The 18,437-nt window shown below is 44.4% G+C and carries 16 protein-coding genes, 1 tRNA gene and 1 rRNA gene; 8 read left to right on the plus strand and 10 right to left on the minus strand.

Annotated features, from left to right (window positions below):
• Window positions 1-78: 78 nt before the first annotated feature.
• Together B6K83_RS17370 and B6K83_RS17375 are read right to left on the minus strand one after the other, a co-directional pair.
• On the minus strand, window positions 79-423 hold the full coding sequence (locus B6K83_RS17370; protein ID WP_092251486.1) for a hypothetical protein: 345 nt from the start codon (window positions 421-423) through the stop codon (window positions 79-81).
• Window positions 424-526: 103 nt separating this feature from the next.
• The gene (locus tag B6K83_RS17375) at window positions 527-763 is read right to left on the minus strand and encodes a CDGSH iron-sulfur domain-containing protein (RefSeq protein ID WP_085286133.1); all 237 of its coding nucleotides are present in this window, start codon (window positions 761-763) and stop codon (window positions 527-529) included.
• A 436-nt stretch (window positions 764-1,199) separates the two neighbouring features.
• Here B6K83_RS17375 and B6K83_RS17380 point away from each other — a divergent pair, with 436 nt between their 5' ends.
• From B6K83_RS17380 to B6K83_RS17395, 4 genes are all read left to right on the plus strand, one after another.
• On the plus strand, window positions 1,200-4,331 hold the full coding sequence (locus B6K83_RS17380) for an efflux RND transporter permease subunit (RefSeq protein WP_085286134.1): 3,132 nt from the start codon (window positions 1,200-1,202) through the stop codon (window positions 4,329-4,331).
• Between the two features lie 10 nt (window positions 4,332-4,341).
• Window positions 4,342-5,403 (plus strand): efflux RND transporter periplasmic adaptor subunit, encoded by a 1,062-nt coding sequence (locus B6K83_RS17385; RefSeq protein WP_085286135.1) that lies wholly within the window; start codon window positions 4,342-4,344, stop codon window positions 5,401-5,403.
• Between the two features lie 185 nt (window positions 5,404-5,588).
• Window positions 5,589-6,221, plus strand: a complete 633-nt coding sequence (locus B6K83_RS17390) for a GNAT family N-acetyltransferase (RefSeq protein ID WP_085286136.1) — start codon at window positions 5,589-5,591, stop codon at window positions 6,219-6,221.
• A 125-nt stretch (window positions 6,222-6,346) separates the two neighbouring features.
• Complete coding sequence (locus B6K83_RS17395) at window positions 6,347-8,209, plus strand: DUF885 domain-containing protein (protein ID WP_085286137.1); 1,863 nt, start codon at window positions 6,347-6,349, stop codon at window positions 8,207-8,209.
• Between the two features lie 33 nt (window positions 8,210-8,242).
• Here B6K83_RS17395 and B6K83_RS17400 read toward each other — a convergent pair whose 3' ends face one another.
• Complete coding sequence (locus tag B6K83_RS17400; RefSeq protein WP_085286138.1) at window positions 8,243-10,207, minus strand: DNA topoisomerase III; 1,965 nt, start codon at window positions 10,205-10,207, stop codon at window positions 8,243-8,245.
• A gap of 77 nt (window positions 10,208-10,284) precedes the next feature.
• Entirely contained in the window at window positions 10,285-11,772 is a 1,488-nt protein-coding gene (gene glpK / locus B6K83_RS17405; RefSeq protein WP_085286139.1) for a glycerol kinase GlpK, read from the minus strand.
• 136 nt (window positions 11,773-11,908) lie between these two features.
• Here glpK and B6K83_RS17410 point away from each other — a divergent pair, with 136 nt between their 5' ends.
• The 3 genes from B6K83_RS17410 to B6K83_RS17420 all read left to right on the plus strand — a co-directional run bounded on the left by B6K83_RS17410 (window position 11,909) and on the right by B6K83_RS17420 (window position 13,753).
• Entirely contained in the window at window positions 11,909-12,124 is a 216-nt protein-coding gene (locus B6K83_RS17410) for a cysteine-rich CWC family protein (RefSeq protein WP_085286140.1), read from the plus strand.
• Window positions 12,118-12,549 carry a hypothetical protein gene (locus tag B6K83_RS17415; protein ID WP_085286141.1) on the plus strand — a complete coding sequence of 144 codons (432 nt, stop codon included), beginning with the start codon at window positions 12,118-12,120 and terminating at the stop codon, window positions 12,547-12,549. Before B6K83_RS17410 ends, B6K83_RS17415 begins: the two co-directional genes overlap by 7 nt.
• Before the next feature lie 76 nt (window positions 12,550-12,625).
• On the plus strand, window positions 12,626-13,753 hold the full coding sequence (locus tag B6K83_RS17420) for an alpha/beta hydrolase (RefSeq protein ID WP_085286142.1): 1,128 nt from the start codon (window positions 12,626-12,628) through the stop codon (window positions 13,751-13,753).
• Window positions 13,754-13,798: 45 nt separating this feature from the next.
• On the opposite strand, the gene B6K83_RS17425 is transcribed toward B6K83_RS17420, so the two are convergent.
• From B6K83_RS17425 to B6K83_RS17435, 3 genes are read right to left on the minus strand one after another with little or no spacing between them, the layout of a single operon-like run.
• Window positions 13,799-15,046, minus strand: a complete 1,248-nt coding sequence (locus B6K83_RS17425) for a DEAD/DEAH box helicase (protein ID WP_085286143.1) — start codon at window positions 15,044-15,046, stop codon at window positions 13,799-13,801.
• Window positions 15,047-15,052: 6 nt separating this feature from the next.
• A complete protein-coding gene (locus B6K83_RS17430; RefSeq protein ID WP_085286144.1) occupies window positions 15,053-15,442 on the minus strand; it encodes a DUF2750 domain-containing protein in 390 nt (129 codons plus the stop codon).
• Between the two features lie 38 nt (window positions 15,443-15,480).
• Window positions 15,481-15,957 (minus strand): acyl-CoA thioesterase, encoded by a 477-nt coding sequence (locus tag B6K83_RS17435; RefSeq protein WP_085286145.1) that lies wholly within the window; start codon window positions 15,955-15,957, stop codon window positions 15,481-15,483.
• Between the two features lie 134 nt (window positions 15,958-16,091).
• Between B6K83_RS17435 and B6K83_RS17440 the strand changes: the two genes are divergently transcribed.
• Complete coding sequence (locus tag B6K83_RS17440; RefSeq protein WP_085286146.1) at window positions 16,092-16,535, plus strand: YaiI/YqxD family protein; 444 nt, start codon at window positions 16,092-16,094, stop codon at window positions 16,533-16,535.
• A gap of 29 nt (window positions 16,536-16,564) precedes the next feature.
• Here B6K83_RS17440 and B6K83_RS17445 read toward each other — a convergent pair whose 3' ends face one another.
• From B6K83_RS17445 to rrf, 3 genes are all read right to left on the minus strand, one after another.
• Window positions 16,565-17,923 carry a DEAD/DEAH box helicase gene (locus B6K83_RS17445; RefSeq protein ID WP_085286147.1) on the minus strand — a complete coding sequence of 453 codons (1,359 nt, stop codon included), beginning with the start codon at window positions 17,921-17,923 and terminating at the stop codon, window positions 16,565-16,567.
• Window positions 17,924-18,089: 166 nt separating this feature from the next.
• Window positions 18,090-18,174 (minus strand) — tRNA-Tyr (locus B6K83_RS17450).
• Window positions 18,175-18,314: 140 nt separating this feature from the next.
• A 5S ribosomal RNA gene (gene rrf, locus B6K83_RS17455) occupies window positions 18,315-18,429 on the minus strand.
• Window positions 18,430-18,437 lie beyond the last annotated feature (8 nt).

The following is an 18,437-nucleotide window of genomic DNA, read 5'->3' on the forward strand; positions in this document are numbered from 1 at the left end:
TATAACGACAACATTTTTTTATAAGTCGCTCGAAATTGAATAGTGCTAGTAGCTATTATTGTCACAACTTTGCAGCGACTAATACGACTCATCTAAATGAAATTTATGTAAAATTCGGTGAAAAACAGGCGCTAGTACTATGCTGCTTGTTGCCACATAAATATAGCTAGAAAGCATGCCGTAAATGCTGGCAAACACCTGCCCAGCGGTAGTTTCGGGTAATATTGACAAACCCAACCCGCTGACTAAGGTAATTGAGGCAACAAACGCGTTAGTAACTTGCATGTCGTCAAAGTAAATGTGCCCTAAAATACCGATGATCAGGGTGATTAACACCAGTAATATGGCAATCAACACATGAAAAAATAAGCGTTTTTGAAAGGCTTTTTTCGATGCTAATGGCTTGCTTTTATTTTCATACATGCTGTTACCCATTACCTTACGCAAAACTATATAACTATAACGCTTTCAAGTGTCATTTATTCTTAATATTTTTTTAATTAAAAGCAAGCGTTTAACGGGTGAATTACGTTTTATGGCTACCATCACAAAGCGGTTGTGAGGCCGTTTGTTTACAGCCACAAAAAAACACTTTTTTTGTGCTGGGCGCACAGAACATCACAGGTGAAAATTCGCTGCCTTGATGTGAGCCATCGCAAAAAGGCTGTTTATTACTTTTACCACAAGCGCACCAAGCATAGGTTTTGCCTTCTGATACGGCAACGGCGAAAGGGGTTTCTGATGCGCGCACTGCATTAGTCATAATAATTTCTCCTTAAAGTTAGAAACTAGCCCGACAAAGTACTGTTGTGCTGAAACAACAGTATTACTATGGCACTTATGGCACTAAGTTGCTACTGAGTGATTAGTGCCTGTTATTAGTGTTGTGGTAATAGCCAACGCCTAGATAATTTTTACGACTTTAATGTACGCTGCTCTAGTTCACGCGAGTTACGTTAACAACATTTGCTTGAAAGCCCCAGTGTGCCACTTTATTAACAAGCGTCGCTTGCCGATAACTATACGCGTTAACCGCTTTATTTTTCAGTCCCGCTATCAATGATGGCTTGTATCTAAATGTAATTAAATGTATCTAAAGTGCGCTTTATCGCAAATTTTTAGCACTTTGCCCTAAGCTTAAACGCATAACAACGCTAAGCAATTTATAATTTGTTGACCTTAAATATTGGAATACCTGCATGAACTTAACGCGCAACGCCTTAAAAAACCCCGCGGCTATACTGGTCATTGTTGCATTAGTGATGGTGTTTGGCCTGATGAGCGTTTTCCAACTCCCCATCCAATTAACGCCAGATATTGAACAGCCACAAATCACTATTTCAACCGGTTGGCGTAGTGCCGCACCGGCGGAAATGGAATCGGTAATAATTGAGCCAATTGAAAACGTAGTAAAAAATACCCAAGGGGTAACCAAGGTTACTACTAATATTCAACGCGGTTTTGGCAATATCACCCTGACCTTTGACGTGGGTGCTGATATGCAGCGCGCCATGCTCGACGTGATTAACAACCTTAATCAAGCGCCGCCGCTACCGTTAGATGCTATAGAGCCGGTAGTTTCCGCAGGTGGTGGGCGTGGTGGTCCAAATACCGCCTCGTTAATGATCAAAACCTTACCCAACAATCCTGACGAAGACCTAGGTAAATACCAAAAGTTAATTGAAGACGTGGTGAAGCCGCGTTTTGCGCGAATTCCTGGCATGGGGCAAGTTAATTTAAACAGTTCGCGCCCACGAGAGCTACGCATTACTTTTGACCCACTGCGCGCCGCGTCTTTAGGGCTATCAATTGCCGACATTAGTGCCACTATTGCCCGTGCCAGTGATGTCTCTGCTGGTGTTGCCAATGTTGGTCGCCGGCAATATACAGTACGATTTTCCGGGCAATACAACGTTGATAACTTAACCGATATGATCATTGGCTTTAGTGGTGACAGAGCCATTTATTTAAAAGATGTAGCGACGGTAGAAAACACCTTAGTTGACCGCTTTGGCTTTAATTTACGCAGCGGTCAACCGTCCTATTATTTCACCTTAAAGCGCCAAAACGATGCCAACACAGTGGCGTTACTTGATGACATTAATATTGCCATCAAAGAGCTTAACGCGGGCCCAATGCGCGAGGCCGGTTTAGTGATTGAGCTCAGTTTTGACTCTTCAGTACATATTCGCAATGCCTTAAAACTTGTGCAGAATAACTTAGGTTTAGGGGTATTATTGGCGTTAATAATTCTTTGGCTATTTTTACGCGGCTTACGCAATACCTTAATTATTGCCGCTACGATTCCCGTGTCATTAATGGTGTCGTTTATAGCGCTAGCGGCATTTGATCGCAGTTTAAATGTTATTTCCTTGGCGGGCTTAGCGTTTTCGGTGGGTTTAGTGCTCGATGCCGCCATTATCGTCCAAGAAAACATTGTCAGGTTGCGCAGTTTAGGCATGGAAAATAGCAAAGCAGTACGTCAAGGCGCGCTACAAGTTACTGGCGCCCTGTTTGCGTCTACCGCCACCAGCGTGGCAATATTTTTACCGATTTTATTTATGAAAGGTATCGAAGGACAGCTTTTTTCTGACCTAGCGCTAACCTTGTCAATTGCGGTCATTGCCTCCTTAGTCTCGGCAATAACTATTATCCCTATTGCCAGTAAATATTGTTTAAAAACGGCTGATCGCCCTGATCCCTTTAGCCATTACTGGGAAAAACTCACCAGTTTAGTGATGCGCCTGACCAACTCTAGCGTCAAACGTATTGTCTGGATCGGCACCTTACTTGGCGGCTCTGTGTTAGTCGTCTTGTTCATGCTGCCTAAAACTGACTTTATGCCGCGCGCGCCCATTGATGGCTTTTTTTATAGCCTTAATATGCCACCGGGCGGCAATGTTGACTTTATTGAGCATGAGTTTGCCAGTTTAGTCAAAGCGCGGCTAGCGCCGTATTTATCGGGCGAAAAACAACCGAAAATTAAAAGTTATAATTTTTATTCTTTCGGCTCTGGCTCTACCGGTGGCTTTATTTATGCCGATGACCCAACCCGCGTTGAAGAGCTAATGCAAGAAGTTAAAAGCAAGGTTATGGCTAACCTACCTGATACCCAAGTGTTTATGTTTAGAGGCTCGATGATCAATGTCTCAGGCGGGGGTAATGGTCGCACCATAGATATTGATATTAAAGGCGCGGATATTGAGCGACTAATGACAGTTGCACAAGCCGGTATCGACGCCATTAATACTCACATGAGTTCAACCACAGCGTTTCCTAACCCAGGATTAAGCTTATCTGAGCCTGAGTTAAAACTGGTGCCGAATGATCAACGTATTTCGCAAGCCGGCTTAACGCGCCGCGATGTTGCCAACGCCATTCGCGCCTACACCAGCGGCCTATTTGTCGGTGAGTATTTTGACGGCAATGACAGAGTCAATATTATTTTGCGCGGCAACCAATGGCAAACCCCTGACGAGCTTGCTGCCATGGCGATTCATTCACCTTTAGCTGGGGTACAAACCATAGGTGAGTTGACTGAAATCACCCGTACCGCTGGACCAACAAGACTGAGACGAGTAGACGGTAAGCGCACCATCAGCATTCAAGTATCACCGCCTGCTGATATGTCGTTAGAAGAAGCCTTAAGCTTAATTACCGCTAAGGTGCTACCGTCAATGAACGCACTGCTACCGCCCGATGCGTCAATATTACTCAGTGGCAACGCCAATGAAATGGCTAAAGCTATTAATGACATGCTGAAAAACTTTATCTTAGCCTTAGTAATTTTATTTTTACTGATGACCGCTTTATTTAAATCAGCCAAAGACAGTTTATTGGTGCTATTAGTGATGCCCATGGCCGTTGCCGGTGGGGTGTTATCACTGAATATGTTAAATATTTTTACCTTTCAATCGCTTGATTTAATGACCATGATTGGCTTTATTATTTTGCTCGGCTTAGTGGTCAACAATGCTATATTATTGGTTGATCAAACCCGCCAAGGCGAACGACTAGGCTTGCCCACTCGCCGCGCCGTTGCCCAAGCGGTAAGAATTCGCGCCCGCCCGGTTTATATGAGTACCCTAACCAGTTTGTTTGGCATGTTGCCGTTAATGCTAGTGCCTGGTGTAGGTAGTGAAATTTATCGCGGTTTAGCCGCGGTTATTGTTGGCGGTATGGCCATCAGCGCGGTATTTACACTGGTGCTATTTCCAAGCTTATTGCGCCTTGGTGAGGCAAAGTCTACCGGTAGTCCTAATGCTGACCAAGCCGGTGATAATATTGCCAAACTTAATCCCGAACCGGCACCATTAGCCAGTAATCTCTAAGGAAATCGCTATGTTTTATATGAAAAAAATAATGCTTGTCCTGTTTATCTTCAGTGCTAGTATTTTACTGATCAAAAGCAGCCAAGCCGCCAATGGCGCGCCAGCCATGCCGGTGATGGTTGATCAAGTAACCCAAGTGGAATTAGGGGCAAGCACAGAGTTAATGGCCACCTTACATAGTCGCTCACACCTTGACATTACCGCAGGTGTTAACGGTCGTATCGCTTGGCTCGCAGAGCCTGGCAGCTTAGTACAACAAGGTGATGTGCTGGTAAAAATGGACCTAACACCACTAAAATTAATGCATTTAGAACAACAAGCACAATTAAAGCGCGCGCAAATCAACTTGCGCTATTTGCACCAAGAAGTGCAACGTTTAAAAAAATTAAAACAAAGCAACTCAGCCTCACAATTTCAACTGGATCAAACCCAAGCACAATATGACTTAGCAAGCACAGATATTGAAATTGCTGATTTAAAATTGCAACAAATTGCCGATCAAATACAAAGAGCCACTGTCACCGCCCCTTTTAATGGCGTGATCACTGAGCGCATAGTGCGTGCCGGCAGCGATGTTAATCGCAGTGAAACGCTACTGAAAATTTTGGATACTGAACAACTGGAAGTGCGCGTATATGTGCCGATTAAATACCTTGGTTTTGTGCGTAAAGGCCATGAACTCGCCATCAGCGCCAGCGGACAACAGATTAAGGCGGCTATCAGTGCCTTAATCCCCAGTGCCGATGCTAAGTCGCAAACCTTTGAAGTACGCATTAACATTCCTAACCACTTAAACGAAGTATGGGCGGCAGGACAGTTAGTGAAAGTAACAGTGCCAACGCAAGCGGCAACGCCAAGCTTAACCGTACATCGCGACGCATTAATTTTACGCAAAGATGCCACCTATGTGGTAAAAGTAGCCGATGACAATACTGTGCATCGGCTGCCTGTGGTGGTCAAACAAGGCACTGCTGAGCGGGTGAGTATTGAAGGTGATTTACGCGCGGGCGACAAGGTAGCAATCCGCGGTGCTGAGCGCCTTAATGAAGGTCAGAAAGTAATAGTGCAATAATAAAGTGTTCGCCATGAGTTGCTAAGTCGCGTGAAAAGTTATCTAAAACTGGTGTCTGTTGCACACAAATGATATAAACGCGCTTAGCAAAGGCGCCTGCCTACCGGCAATTAACTGAACGATAACTTAAGGCTGTTACTGACAACTACGGCATTTAATGCCAAGGTTATCAGCACTGACATAAAATGAATTTAACCGTAGAATTTAAGCAAGCAGAAATTAAAAGTACATTCGACTGGCAAATTGTACAAGAAGTAAATGTGAAAAATGACGATGATCAGGTTATTGCCAAGGCAGAGCTTGAAATCATCACCTTAAATAAACACCGCGGTGCCGAGCAAAGCTGTGAGTTGTTGCAACAACAAGGGGTAACCGACTGGGAAGTGCCATTAAGTTTGTTTTTTAAAAAACAAAATATAAGCGCCGACTTAGTTGATGTATTACAAGCTAAGGTCGACACCAAAGCCAAAGATCATATCTTAATTGAAGCCATCAGCGTCTTACCGAGTTACCGTAAACAAGGTGTTGCCAAGTATTTACTGACCGCCATTGCCCAGCATTTCCCAAAAGTGCAATCGATAACGGTATTAAGTATGCCAATGCAGATGTTCGTCGATGCCCAAGATTGTGATACTGAAGCCAATAAAGCATATTATCAAGCACTGAATTTAGGCCAAGACGACTTAAGCCCTGAGCAATTAACAGCGTTTTTTCAGCAGTCTGGCTTTAGCCATTTAGCGATTGACGATAGTGCATTAGAGGCACCATTACCATTTAAAGTGTTTATCGCCAGCCCAACTACACTCTTAGCAAGTTAACGCATTTATCCGACACATCAAAACGCCGTAAGCTAGGTGATTTTGCTAAAATAACATATGCTTAATAGATGACTATGGCAAGGCATTTGCTCGTCTTGCCAATCTTTATCTATTAGGTATTGCTTATGCAAAAATATTTACTGGTGGCGTTAATCGCCCTTCATATCAGCGCTTGTGGCGGCTCAAGTAATAAAGACACCGCAGAAACACCAAACGTGCCAACCATTACATTACCGGTGGTTGATAATTATGTGTTAGTTGATACCACAACCTTATTGGCAGACATTAGCACACAGCTGCAAGTGAGTAACATCGATGACTTTTTTGCTACTGCTTATCACATCACGCGCTTGCGCGACAGTGATGCGTTAATTTCTGATGGCTTATTCGACGAAATTGATGCAAACGATGTGCAATTGAGCAATATTTCTGATGCTTATAACGAGCAATCAAAGCAAGTTTACCAACTAATATTACAGCAACTTAATAACTTTGATCGGGCATCATTATCTCAAAGCCAGCAAATTTCTTATGACGTTTATCACGCGGACTTAACCGCTAAAATTCAGTGGATTAACTTTAAAGACTATCAATATCCGGCCAGCTACGGCTTTTTTGGCTGGCCAGGCAGTACCGAAACTTTTTTCACGCAAGCATTTACCTTCAGCGATCTACGCCAAGCTGAAATTTATTTAACCTTGCTAAATCAGTTGGCGAGACGTTTTGCACAAATTGAAATCTTATTAGACAGTCGCAAAGCCGCCGGTATTATCGAGCCTGCTATTACTCTGACATTTTCCCAAAACGCAGTCGCCAATATTGCTAATAGTGCAGCAACCGCCACTAGCTATTATCAAGCCTTTAATAATCAAGTTTCTGCCATTAGTTCGATCGCTGCCTCCGATAAAGCCAATTTACGCAACAAGGCTGAACTTATTATTAGCCAAAAAGTTATACCCGCCTATCAAAGCTTGGCCAATAAAATGCTAGCAATTGCAGAGCAGGCACCCAGTGAAATTGGTTTTGGTCAATTTGCTGGTGGCGCAGATTTTTATAATTTCACCCTAAACTTTTATACCTCAAGTACATTAAGCGCGGCGCAAATTCACCAATTAGGCATTGACGAGTTAGCGCGGATCCATGCTGAAATGCGCTTGTTATTTGATCAACTAGGCTATCCAGCAAATGAGAGCCTAGCGCAACTTTATGCGCGCGTGAATAGCGACGCCGAGCTGATCCCGGCCAATCAAGTCAAGTCGGTGTATGAAAACCTGATAGCTAATGCTTATCTCGAGCTACCAACGCTGTTTAATACCTTGCCGCAGCAGGACGTGATTGTGGTCGGGGGGACATCAGGCGGATATTATATTGCAGGCTCTGATGACGGTGCTCGCCCCGGCGCGTTTTACGCCAATACCTCACAAAACTCGGCATACACTACCATGCCGACGCTGGCCTATCATGAAGCTGTGCCCGGCCACCATTTACAAATTGCGCTCGCCAATGAGTTAGACCTACCGCTTTTTCGCAAAAAGAGCCACTTTACCTCCTTTATTGAAGGTTGGGCGTTATACGCAGAGCGACTGGCCAAAGACGCGAACTGGTATGCTAACGATGTGATTGGTGATTTAGGCCGCCTGCAATTTGAAGCCATGCGCGCCGCGCGTTTGGTGGTTGATACCGGTATTCATAGTTTGGGCTGGAGTTATAATCAAGCGGATCAATTTCATATTGAAAATGTCGGCTTTGCCGGTGCTATTAGTCGCTATAGTGTCTGGCCGGGTCAAGCTACCGCTTACATGACGGGTATGTTGAAAATATTAGCTTTACGAGAAAAAGCACAAACGGCCTTAGGCGATGCTTATGATATTAAAGCGTTTCATGACGCGGTAATTGGCAGCGGCGCTATGCCATTAACTGTGTTAACCACAGTGATCGACAATTACATTGCCGATACATTAGCCGCACAACCTATAGATAACAATTAACCCAGCACTTAAAACCACACATTAGTCGCTGCCTTATGATGCGGCGGCTTTTTTTCGGGGGCGATATTTTTTTGCTTTGCTTTTGCGCTTAAAGGGCACTTTCGGCAGCTGGGCAAAAGACTGTTGTCCTGCTTGCTCTATCATTTGCTCAATTGTCGCTGTTAAAGGGCCAATCAGGTCTTGGTAGCGACTTTTTTTCTCACTAATTTTGGTCAGGGTTGCTTCCCAATGTGCAGTCATATCCGGTAAGGTTGCCGCTATCGGGAGTGCCTCAATTAGCGCACAACCAATGGCGCTGGCATGAATGTTTTTGCCTTGACGTTGCAGATAGTCGCGCTTAAAGAGCAGATCTATAATGCCAGCGCGGGTAGCTTCTGTGCCTAAGCCGTCATTTTCTCGCAACAGTTTTTTGATCTTACTATCACTAACAAACTTAGCAATGCCGGTCATGGCGCTTAATAAACTGGCATCGGTAAAAGGTTTAGGGGCTTGAGTCAAACGGGTGATTAACTCGCCATATAAACACAACAAGGGTTCACCTACTACTAGCTTAGGCAGTCGTTGCTTACTGAGCTGCTCGTTAGCACACTCTGCGCTTGACGCCCTTGACACTGGCTGGTCAGTTTTTTTGTTCGCTCGTTGAAATAACGCCTTCCAGCCTTGCACTTTTTCGGTTTTGGCATTGGCAAAAAATTTACCACCAGCAATGACAATCTCAACGCGACACTGATCATATTGGTAGGCAGGATAAAACTGCGCCAAATATTGCCGCACAATCAAAAAATACAGCTTCTTTTCAAACGAATTTAAGGACACAGTGGCGGCTGACTTAGCGGTTGGAATAATGGCGTGATGGGCGGTTACTTTCGCATCATTCCAGGCTTTGCTTTTTAATTGGCTATTTGCCCCGTGAGCAAAAGCCGCATAACTTTCATCCATGCCCGCTAGCATGGCAATAATTCCTTTGCCTTCGCCATGGTGGGCGCTAGGTAAATAGCGACAGTCGGAGCGCGGATAAGTGATCAATTGATGTTTTTCATACAAGCTCTGACAAGCATCAAGCACCAACTTGGCATTGAAGGCATACAGCTTTGCCGCATCTATTTGCAGTGCCGATAAACTATAAGGTAACGGCGCCGCTTGCGATTTTGCTTGCTCTTCAACCGCGCTAACATATGCGCTTTGATTGTTAATGCGACTCACCACATTTTCAGCTAAGGCGCGATTAACCACACGCGATTCTGCATCCATATAAGGTTGACATGCCTCGCTAGGTTGCCATTTTGCAATAAACTGCGCCTGTTGCTCAGTTTGCAAATGTGCATGCACTTCGTAGAAGTTTTTCGCCACAAAGTTGTCTATTTCTTGTTGTCGCCGCACCACTAAACCTAAAACCGGTGTTTGCACCCTGCCAACCGATAGCACGCTATTAAAGCCAGCTTTTTGCCCTTGCAAGGTATAGGCACGCGTTAAATTGATGCCATAAAGCCAATCGGCCCGAGAGCGGGCTAAGGCAGAAATAGATAGCGGCATAAATAATCGATTACTTTGTAAGTTGTTAAGAGATTTTGCCACAGCGGCTCGGTTAAGATCACTCACCAGCAACCGTTTAACATTTTGCTGCTTGCGCGCCGGCACGTTTAAGTAGTCGATCACTTCATCAACCAGTAGTTGTCCTTCGCGGTCTGGATCGCCAGCATGAATAATTTCATCGGCTTGCTTAACCAACTTGCGTAATACTGTTAATTGGCTGCGGGTTTGTGTTTTCGGTTTGAGTTGCCATTGCTCAGGTACGATTGGCAAATGTGCCATCTGCCACTTTTTAAACGCTGCGTCATAATGCTCAGGGTCGGCTTGCTCGAGAATGTGACCAATGCACCAACTCACCAGGTCACCATTAGCCAACTCAATATAGCCTTGGCGGTTTTTTTGAGGTTGTGGCAGCGCGGCGGCAATGGCGCGCCCTAAGCTAGGCTTTTCAGCAATATATAATTTCACGACTCTGGCTCTATTCTCTAACACGCAGCAATTGAGATATGCGCTAGCCTAGCACTTTTAACTGTTTATTTATACAGTTAATCTTTGACTCGCTGCAATGCCGCTAACCAACCTTGATAATGACGCTGTCGACTCGCTGCGCTCATGGTTGGGCGATAACTTGCTTGCAGTTGCCAAGACTGTGCGGCTTGTTCAAGGCTGCTAAATAGCCCGTGTTGCAGCCCGGCTAATAGTGCTGCGCCTAAGGCGCTGGTTTCGGTAATTTTTGGTCGCTCTATGGTTAATGCTAAAATATCAGCAAGAAACTGCAATAACCAATCATTGACCACCATACCGCCATCAACCCGTAGCTGTGTGGTTTTAATGCCATCTTGTGCCATAGCCATTAGTAAGTCTTGTGTTTGATATGCCACCGACGCCAGCGCTGCGTTAACAATTTCCTTAATGCCGGAATCACGGTTTAAGCCGACGATAGCGCCACGCGCCTCTGGCTGCCAATGCGGCGCGCCAAGGCCAGTAAACGCTGGCACTAAATACACCGAATTCTCCCCGACTAGCGATTGCGCTAGGGCTTGGCTGCTGGCAACATCGGTCAGCAAGTGCAACTCATCTCGCAACCATTGCATGGTGGCACCGGCCATAAAAATACTGCCCTCAAGGGCATAACAACTTTGATGATTGATGCGATACGCTAAGGTAGTCAACATTTTATGTTTTGACCAAACCGGTTTAGCGCCGGTATTAACCATGACAAATCCCCCGGTGCCGTAGGTTGCTTTCATCATACCTTTGGCAAAACAAGCTTGCCCTACTAACGCCGCCTGTTGATCGCCTATCAGGGCATTAATGGCGATTTCAGCGCCAAAGTGCTTGGCATTTGTAACGCCGAAGTTATCAGCACTGTTTTTCACCTCGGGCAGCAGCTGCTTGGGAATATTAAACAGGGCTAACAACTCATCATCCCAACACTGCTCTACGATATTAAACAATAAGGTGCGTGAGGCGTTGGTCGCATCGGTAGCAAACTCTTTGCCGCCGGTTAAGTGCCAAAGTAAAAAGCTGTCGACTGTGCCAAAACACAGCTGCCCTGCTTCGGCTTTTTCACGCGCGCCGTCGACATTATCTAACAACCATGCAATTTTACTGGCAGAAAAGTATGGATCGAGTAATAAACCGGTTTTCGCATGTACGCTGGCAACAATATTCGCGTCTTGTTGCAGTTTTTCGCAGAATTTTGCCGTACGTCGGTCTTGCCACACTATGGCATTGTATATGGCGTTACCTGTGTCTTTGTCCCATACGATAGTGGTTTCACGTTGGTTACTAATTCCTAGAGCTAATATCTCGTTAGCGGCTAATTGAGCACGGGCCAATACCGCTCGAGCGCTGTTGATTGTGGTTTGCCAAATGGCCTGTGCCTCGTGCTCTACCCAACCATCGTGAGGATAAATTTGTCGGTAGGTTTCTGCGGCACTTGCAATAAACTCGCCTTTTTCACTAAAAATAATAGCGCGACTACTGGTCGTGCCTTGATCGAGCGCCAGAATATACGATTTTTTTGTCACGCCTTACCTACCTCAGCGATAATTATTGGTATATTAATATAGATAGTAGGTCATTAATATCTACACGCAATATTTTACGGATCAAGAGATTATGATATTTTCAAGCTTCAATAAAATAACCGGAGCTAAGCATTAGATGTCTAGCCAAGAGTCACAGCTATGCCCATTATGCCAACAAGCTAATCACTGCGCCGTTAATGCTAACACGCCTTGCTGGTGTGTTAACCACGAGGTCAAACCAGCTTTACTGGCGCAAGTGCCTAGCGCAATGGCGAATAAAGTTTGTATTTGTCAGCAATGTATCGAAAAGTTTAATTTTGACAACGCCGTCAATAAAGGCCGTGAATGTTAAGCAAGCAACAACTGGCAATATTTAATTCGATAACAACACCGTTAGGTAACGAATTAACGTGGCGCTGGGACGCAGAGTTTTCGGCACTACTGACTGAGTTTTCATGGGAAAAAAAAGTGCGTGTACTGCAAGTACTGCAACAGTTATTTAGCGAGCAATGGCATAAAGGTAATATTAAAAAAGCACCTAAAGTGTTGCACACCGAACTTGCTGAGTTAGCACAACTTAACAAAAACCAATTAATTTTTACGCGAAGGGCTAACCATAAAACACCGGCATTAGCGCTGATTTGGTGGCCTTGGGGGCATGGTTCGACCTATTCAATGCGCATCAAAATCCTTAACGGTAATTATAATGATGAGGATTTGCGCCAAGGCAAAACTCGCTTATTCAGTAAGGTGTTAAAGGCTTTCCAGCGACGATAAGGTTTGCCTGTACTTGTGAGCGGTAAAATCTTAGCTACAATTGTCGATAGAAGCTCCGTCACTACAGGATGTATTTATGCTTACCTTAACGCTGTATTATGCCACCAATAGAAATCACATTGGCCAACGTTGGACGCCTAGTAGCTATGGCCAAGACTTTAGCAGCGATCGTTCAAACAATCTCAGGTTTGGCCGTGTCACACTAGAGGTTAGTGCAAGTAAAATACAACAATTGCTAAATAAAAAAGTTGCCAGCCGGATTGGCGATGGTGAAGCACTATCTGCATATATTGAAACTAAGCTCAGAAAAAAGCACCATATTCAGGCTTACCCTGAGCCAGCAGATCCGACTACCGCAAGCACAGCTGAATTAGCCTCCACTACGGCTTTTCAGGCGTTAAAAGCACAAATGGAAACTAAGCGTGATTTAGTTGTTTTTATCCACGGCTTTAATGTTGACTGGTATGAAGCGGTAGCCTCTGCGATGGCTTTAGAATTAATGCTTAACCGCCAGTCGCAGCACATAGACGAGCTAAAAGATACCAGTGTATTTCTGTTTTCTTGGCCGTCTAATGGCAAAATGATAAAAAACAAAGCCTACTTATCTGATCGTAGTGATGCCGAAGACTCTAGCATTGCCGTTGCTCGTGGCTTTTTAAAACTACGCGATTTTTTGATGACTTTACGGCCCAATGATGGCAACCCTGCGCTGAAAGAATGTGGCCAACAATTACACTTACTGTGCCATTCCATGGGTAATTATGTATTACAACACGCCCTCGCCGCCTTAATAAACCTGAATAATCAAAAGCAATTACCGCAATTATTTCAACATATTTTTATGTGTGCGCCTGATGTTGACGATACAGTTTTTGAACGTGAGCAAGCTATGGTCAATTTACATCGCATGGCACGGCAAGTAACGGTTTATTATAATAATGGTGATTTGGCGATGTATATTTCCGACTACACCAAAGGCAATGTTGATCGCTTAGGTCACAATGGTAGCGCCAGACCCTCGCTACTGCATAACAAGGTTAACCAAGTCAACTGCTCTGAGATTGTGCGTGGTATTACCGAGCATAGCTATTATTTGTGGGCGACCGTTAATGAAGATATTCGACAAAGTATCGATAATATCGCCAATGGCGACGCACGACGCAAAAGAACCTCGCAGTCTGCACAAGTTTGGCGGTTACATTAACATGACACTAGCAAGCATCATCTAATTTTAATCGACTATGGTTTTTTAACGCCGACGCGACTTGCGTGCTTTAGCGTTGCTTTTATCACCAAAGGCTTGTTGTCGACCTTGGCGCTTTTGCCGGCCTAAGGTGTTTTTTCGTGCTGGGCGCTCGGTTTTGCTTAAGTCGGGTTCATAACCAGGCAACCACTGTTGCATTAAGCGCGTATCCAATACTTTTTCAACCGCTTCGAGTAACCAAGCTTCTGATGGGCTCATTAAAGATATCGCCAAACCATCATTACCTGCACGACCGGTGCGACCAATACGGTGAATATAGTCTTCAGCAACATAAGGTAGCTCATAATTAATCACATACCGTAAATCATGAATATCGATGCCACGTGCTGCAACATCAGTAGCAACAAGCGCTCGAGTTTTACCGGCTTTAAACTCGGCTAAGGCTTTATCACGAGCACCTTGAGACTTATCGCCATGAATAGCCTGAGTTTTTATACCGTCTTTTGACATTTCTTTGGCCAGTGCATCCGCGCCCTGCTTAGTGCGGGTGAATATTAAAACTTGCTGCCAGTTTTTCGAGCCGATTAAATACGAGGTTAACTCGCGCTTGCGATCGCTATCAACCGTATAAACAATTTGTTCAACTTGGCTGGCTGCGGTGTTGCGTTCACTCACTTCAATAAGTTCAGGATCACTTAGCAAGGTTTTACTTAGCTTAAAAATTGCATCATCAAAGGTAGCTGAAAACAACAAGGTCTGCCGCTTTGGCGGTAAGCGATTTAAAATACGGTCAATTTCATCTTTAAAGCCCATATCTAACATACGATCAGCTTCATCAAACACTATGGTTTCAAGGTCAATGAGTAAAACACTGCCGTTGATAATATGATCAAGTAATCGACCAGGTGTGGCGATTAAAACATCTGCACCTTTTACTATTGCCGCTATTTGCGGTTTAATGCTAACACCGCCATAAGCAACCGCTATGTTTAGATCGGTATTTTCAGCATAACGGAGAAAGCTTTTATAAACCTGCTGGGCAAGTTCGCGCGTAGGGGTTAATACCAAGGCACGAATTGGTCTTGCTGATGGAATATGCTCACTTAGTCGTTGCAATATTGGCAAGGCAAAAGCGGCGGTTTTACCGGTACCGGTTTGCGCCCCTGCCATAATGTCTTTATTGGCTAATATTGCCGGAATAGCCTGCTGCTGAATTGGAGTTGGCTGTTGATAGCCTAACGCGTTAACGGCATCGGTTAATGCTTTATCCAAGGCTAAAGAAGAAAAACTCATGATCACCTATCGCTTCTTAATCGACTGTTGTTGCTGCTTAAGTTCATGCTCAAGCTCATCTGGGTAAAACACTAATCCTTGTTCATCTTGGCTGGGAAACACCACCAATGCCAGCTCATCATCAGCTAAGCCATGGCTCCAACGGCTATACCTTTTGTTTAACGATATCGCTTCAGGTTGGCAGGCTTGCCAGTCATCCGTTACCCAAGCTTGTGCAAACTCTTTGTTTGGCCAAACTGGAACACAGTCTTCATCTTCGGTATTGAGCATTACACAGCCATGTTCATCGCTTAAAATCCACAACTGGTTTTGCTTAACCACCTCTTTAATAAAGTAAGTGGCGCGCTGCGCATCATCTAGCCGTAATATTTGTTTAATTTGTTCTGACTCTAACACGTTAAGTCCTGATCAATTTTAAATTATAAGTCGCAATGTTATTCAACAAAAATCTGCATTTCTTCGCCGATTTGTTTGCGCATTTCCATAAGTTTTTTCGCACTATCATGCTGCTTTTTATCGGCTTCTGTCTGGGGTACCCAAGTTGGAATCCGTTCTGACTGACCATTTTGGTCAACCGCCACCATAATAACAATACAGTGGGTGGTAAGCCGACGATTTAACGACTTAGGATCACAGGCATTGACTTCTAACGCGATATGCATTGAAGAATTACCGGTATAAATTACTTTTGCTTCAACCTCCACTAAGCTGCCGACATGAATCGGAGCAATAAAGCGAATACCACCAGCATAGGCGGTTACGCAATAACGACCGCTCCAACCTGCAGCGCAAGCATAAGCAGCTAAATCTATCCATTTCATCACCGCTCCACCATGCACCTTACCGCCAAAGTTAACGTCTTGTGGCTCAGCCAAAAACCTTAGCGTGATGTCTCTTTGTGGTTGTTTCATGAGCTCTCCTGATAATTGAAATAATGCCAAATTAATTTATAACAGCTAACTACTACTATAACAGTACTTACATTAGCTGCCATTTGCAGGTACATTAGTCGGGGTAAATTCCTAGTTAACAATTCAAGGTAAGCATGAAAATTTGGGTTGATGCCGATGCCTGTCCTGTGGTGATCAAAGAAATATTATTTAGAGCCGCAGAACGGACACAAACACCAACAATATTAATCGCTAATCATTATTTAAAAGTACCACCATCGAAAATGATTAGCTTTGTTCAAGTGAGCACTGGCTTTGATGTCGCAGACAATGAAATTGTTAAACGCGCCGCCCCGAAAGATTTAGTGATCACAGCAGATATTCCGCTCGCTGCCGAGGTAGTGGAAAAAGGCTGCCTAGCCTTAAACCCCAGAGGTGAGCTTTACACCCTAAGCAATATCCGTCAACGCCTTAATATGCGTGACTTTATGGATACCTTACGCGCTAGCGGTATTGAAACTGGCGGCGCGCCACCAATAAGCCAAAGTGACCGCCAAGCCTTTGCCAACAACCTAGATAAGTTATTAGCGCGTAAATAAGGTCATTAGTAGTGCAGTCTAACTAATGTCTAGTTACCGCTATGACCTTTAGCCTTGCCGGTATTGTTAGCATAAGGATTTTGCTGACCGCGATTGCCACTATGACGCTTATTTTTTGCCACCGGTTTATGACCACGGGCATTATCACCAGAACGCTGACCATCTCTATGTTCAACCCGCGCCGGTTTTGTGCTCTTGAGCTTTTTCGGTTTTTTCGCCTTAAGCGGACGAAGCTTTCGCGACTCTGGTAGGGTATGCACAGGCTCAAAGCCTGCAACAATTGCTCTGGGTAAATGGCTTTGTATCACATGTTGCACATCATTTAATAAGTCTATTTCATCCGCACACACTAAAGAAACGGCATGACCGCTCATACCGGCACGTCCGGTACGACCAATGCGATGAACATAATCTTCAGAAACGTTCGGCAAATCATAATTCACCACTTGTGGTAATTGGTCAATATCAATACCGCGCGCCGCAATATCGGTCGCCACTAACACGTTAACACCACCATCTTTAAATTGCGCTAATGCTTTGGTACGCGCACCCTGACTTTTATTACCATGTATCGCCGCCGCATTGATACCAGCGCTTTCCAGTTGACGCGTTAATTTATTAGCACCATGTTTGGTTTTCATAAACACGATCACTTGCTGCCAATTATTGCTTTTAATTAAATGCGTAAGTAAGGGCGTTTTTTTGTTTTTATCAACAGAGTAAACTAACTGCTCCACGGTTTCGGCGGTGGTATTTTCAGGACTAACGGTTATTTCAACAGGGTTGTTAACCAAGCCTTTAGCTAGTTCACGGATATCAGGTGAAAACGTTGCTGAAAACAGTAAATTTTGTCTTACTTTAGGTAATAGCGATAATATTTTTTTTATATCGCGTAAAAAACCCATATCTAACATTCTATCAGCTTCGTCGAGTACCAAGACTTCTAATTGGCTAAAACGTATCGCGTTTTGGTTATATAAGTCCAACAAGCGGCCTGGCGTCGCGACAAGAATATCTACACCTTGTCGTAAACGCTGCATTTGAGGGTTAATTTTAACTCCCCCAAAAACCACCGTTGACCTTAAAGTTAAATGCTTGCTGTACATTTCAACATTCTCAGCAATTTGCGCTGCTAGTTCGCGGGTAGGTGTTATGATCAGCGTTCGCGCTTGATTGGCCTTTGCTGGCTGACCTTTTGATAATAATTCAAGAATAGGTAATGTGAAGCCCGCGGTTTTACCTGTGCCTGTTTGTGCAGCCGCCATAACATCCCTACCAGCCAGTACTGCGGGAATAGCCTGAGCTTGAATAGGTGATGGTGTATCGTAACCTTTTTCAGCAATGGCTTGTTGAATCGGGGCAGATAAACCTAAATCGGTAAAACTCATAGAAAATACTCTTTTTGATGGGGCTTGAACTAAAGCCAAACGGCGATGCAGAATACAGTATAGCTCGCGTAAGTGCAATGTGATTGCTCGACCAGCACGATAATGCAAACAATATTGTCGGAACAACGAAAAAACCCGTAACACAAGTTACGGGTTTTTAGAATGATGGTGGAGGGAGGTGGATTCGAACCACCGAAGGCGGAGCCGTCAGATTTACAGTCTGATCCCTTTGGCCACTCGGGAACCCCTCCACAGGGTCGAAAACCCAGCAAAAAGCTGGGTATTCTAAATTTAAGCTTAGCAATGTCCAGATTCGCTCTCACATGGGCTTTCTCAGTGACATAAGCCACACTACCATCGGCGCTTCTTGACTATACTAAACTAAATAGAAGCCTAGCGATGTCCTACTCTCACATGGGAACTCCCACACTACCATCGGCGCTACTGCGTTTCACTGCTGAGTTCGGAATGGGATCAGGTGGTTCCACAGTGCTATTGTCGCTAGACAAAATTT

The sequence above is a fragment of the Colwellia chukchiensis genome, assembly GCF_002104455.1.
Taxonomy (GTDB): domain Bacteria; phylum Pseudomonadota; class Gammaproteobacteria; order Enterobacterales; family Alteromonadaceae; genus Cognaticolwellia; species Cognaticolwellia chukchiensis.

What these genes read in the sequence shown, in the direction of transcription:
- B6K83_RS17370 (WP_092251486.1), bottom strand. Translation starts at nt 423, where the DNA reads ATGTATGAAAATAAAAGCAAGCCATTAGCATCGAAAAAAGCCTTTCAA.
- B6K83_RS17375 (WP_085286133.1), bottom strand. Translation starts at nt 763, where the DNA reads ATGACTAATGCAGTGCGCGCATCAGAAACCCCTTTCGCCGTTGCCGTA.
- B6K83_RS17380 (WP_085286134.1), top strand. Translation starts at nt 1,200, where the DNA reads ATGAACTTAACGCGCAACGCCTTAAAAAACCCCGCGGCTATACTGGTC.
- B6K83_RS17385 (WP_085286135.1), top strand. Translation starts at nt 4,342, where the DNA reads ATGTTTTATATGAAAAAAATAATGCTTGTCCTGTTTATCTTCAGTGCT.
- B6K83_RS17390 (WP_085286136.1), top strand. Translation starts at nt 5,589, where the DNA reads ATGAATTTAACCGTAGAATTTAAGCAAGCAGAAATTAAAAGTACATTC.
- B6K83_RS17395 (WP_085286137.1), top strand. Translation starts at nt 6,347, where the DNA reads ATGCAAAAATATTTACTGGTGGCGTTAATCGCCCTTCATATCAGCGCT.
- B6K83_RS17410 (WP_085286140.1), top strand. Translation starts at nt 11,909, where the DNA reads ATGTCTAGCCAAGAGTCACAGCTATGCCCATTATGCCAACAAGCTAAT.
- B6K83_RS17415 (WP_085286141.1), top strand. Translation starts at nt 12,118, where the DNA reads ATGTTAAGCAAGCAACAACTGGCAATATTTAATTCGATAACAACACCG.
- B6K83_RS17420 (WP_085286142.1), top strand. Translation starts at nt 12,626, where the DNA reads ATGCTTACCTTAACGCTGTATTATGCCACCAATAGAAATCACATTGGC.
- B6K83_RS17425 (WP_085286143.1), bottom strand. Translation starts at nt 15,046, where the DNA reads ATGAGTTTTTCTTCTTTAGCCTTGGATAAAGCATTAACCGATGCCGTT.
- B6K83_RS17435 (WP_085286145.1), bottom strand. Translation starts at nt 15,957, where the DNA reads ATGAAACAACCACAAAGAGACATCACGCTAAGGTTTTTGGCTGAGCCA.
- B6K83_RS17440 (WP_085286146.1), top strand. Translation starts at nt 16,092, where the DNA reads ATGAAAATTTGGGTTGATGCCGATGCCTGTCCTGTGGTGATCAAAGAA.
- B6K83_RS17445 (WP_085286147.1), bottom strand. Translation starts at nt 17,923, where the DNA reads ATGAGTTTTACCGATTTAGGTTTATCTGCCCCGATTCAACAAGCCATT.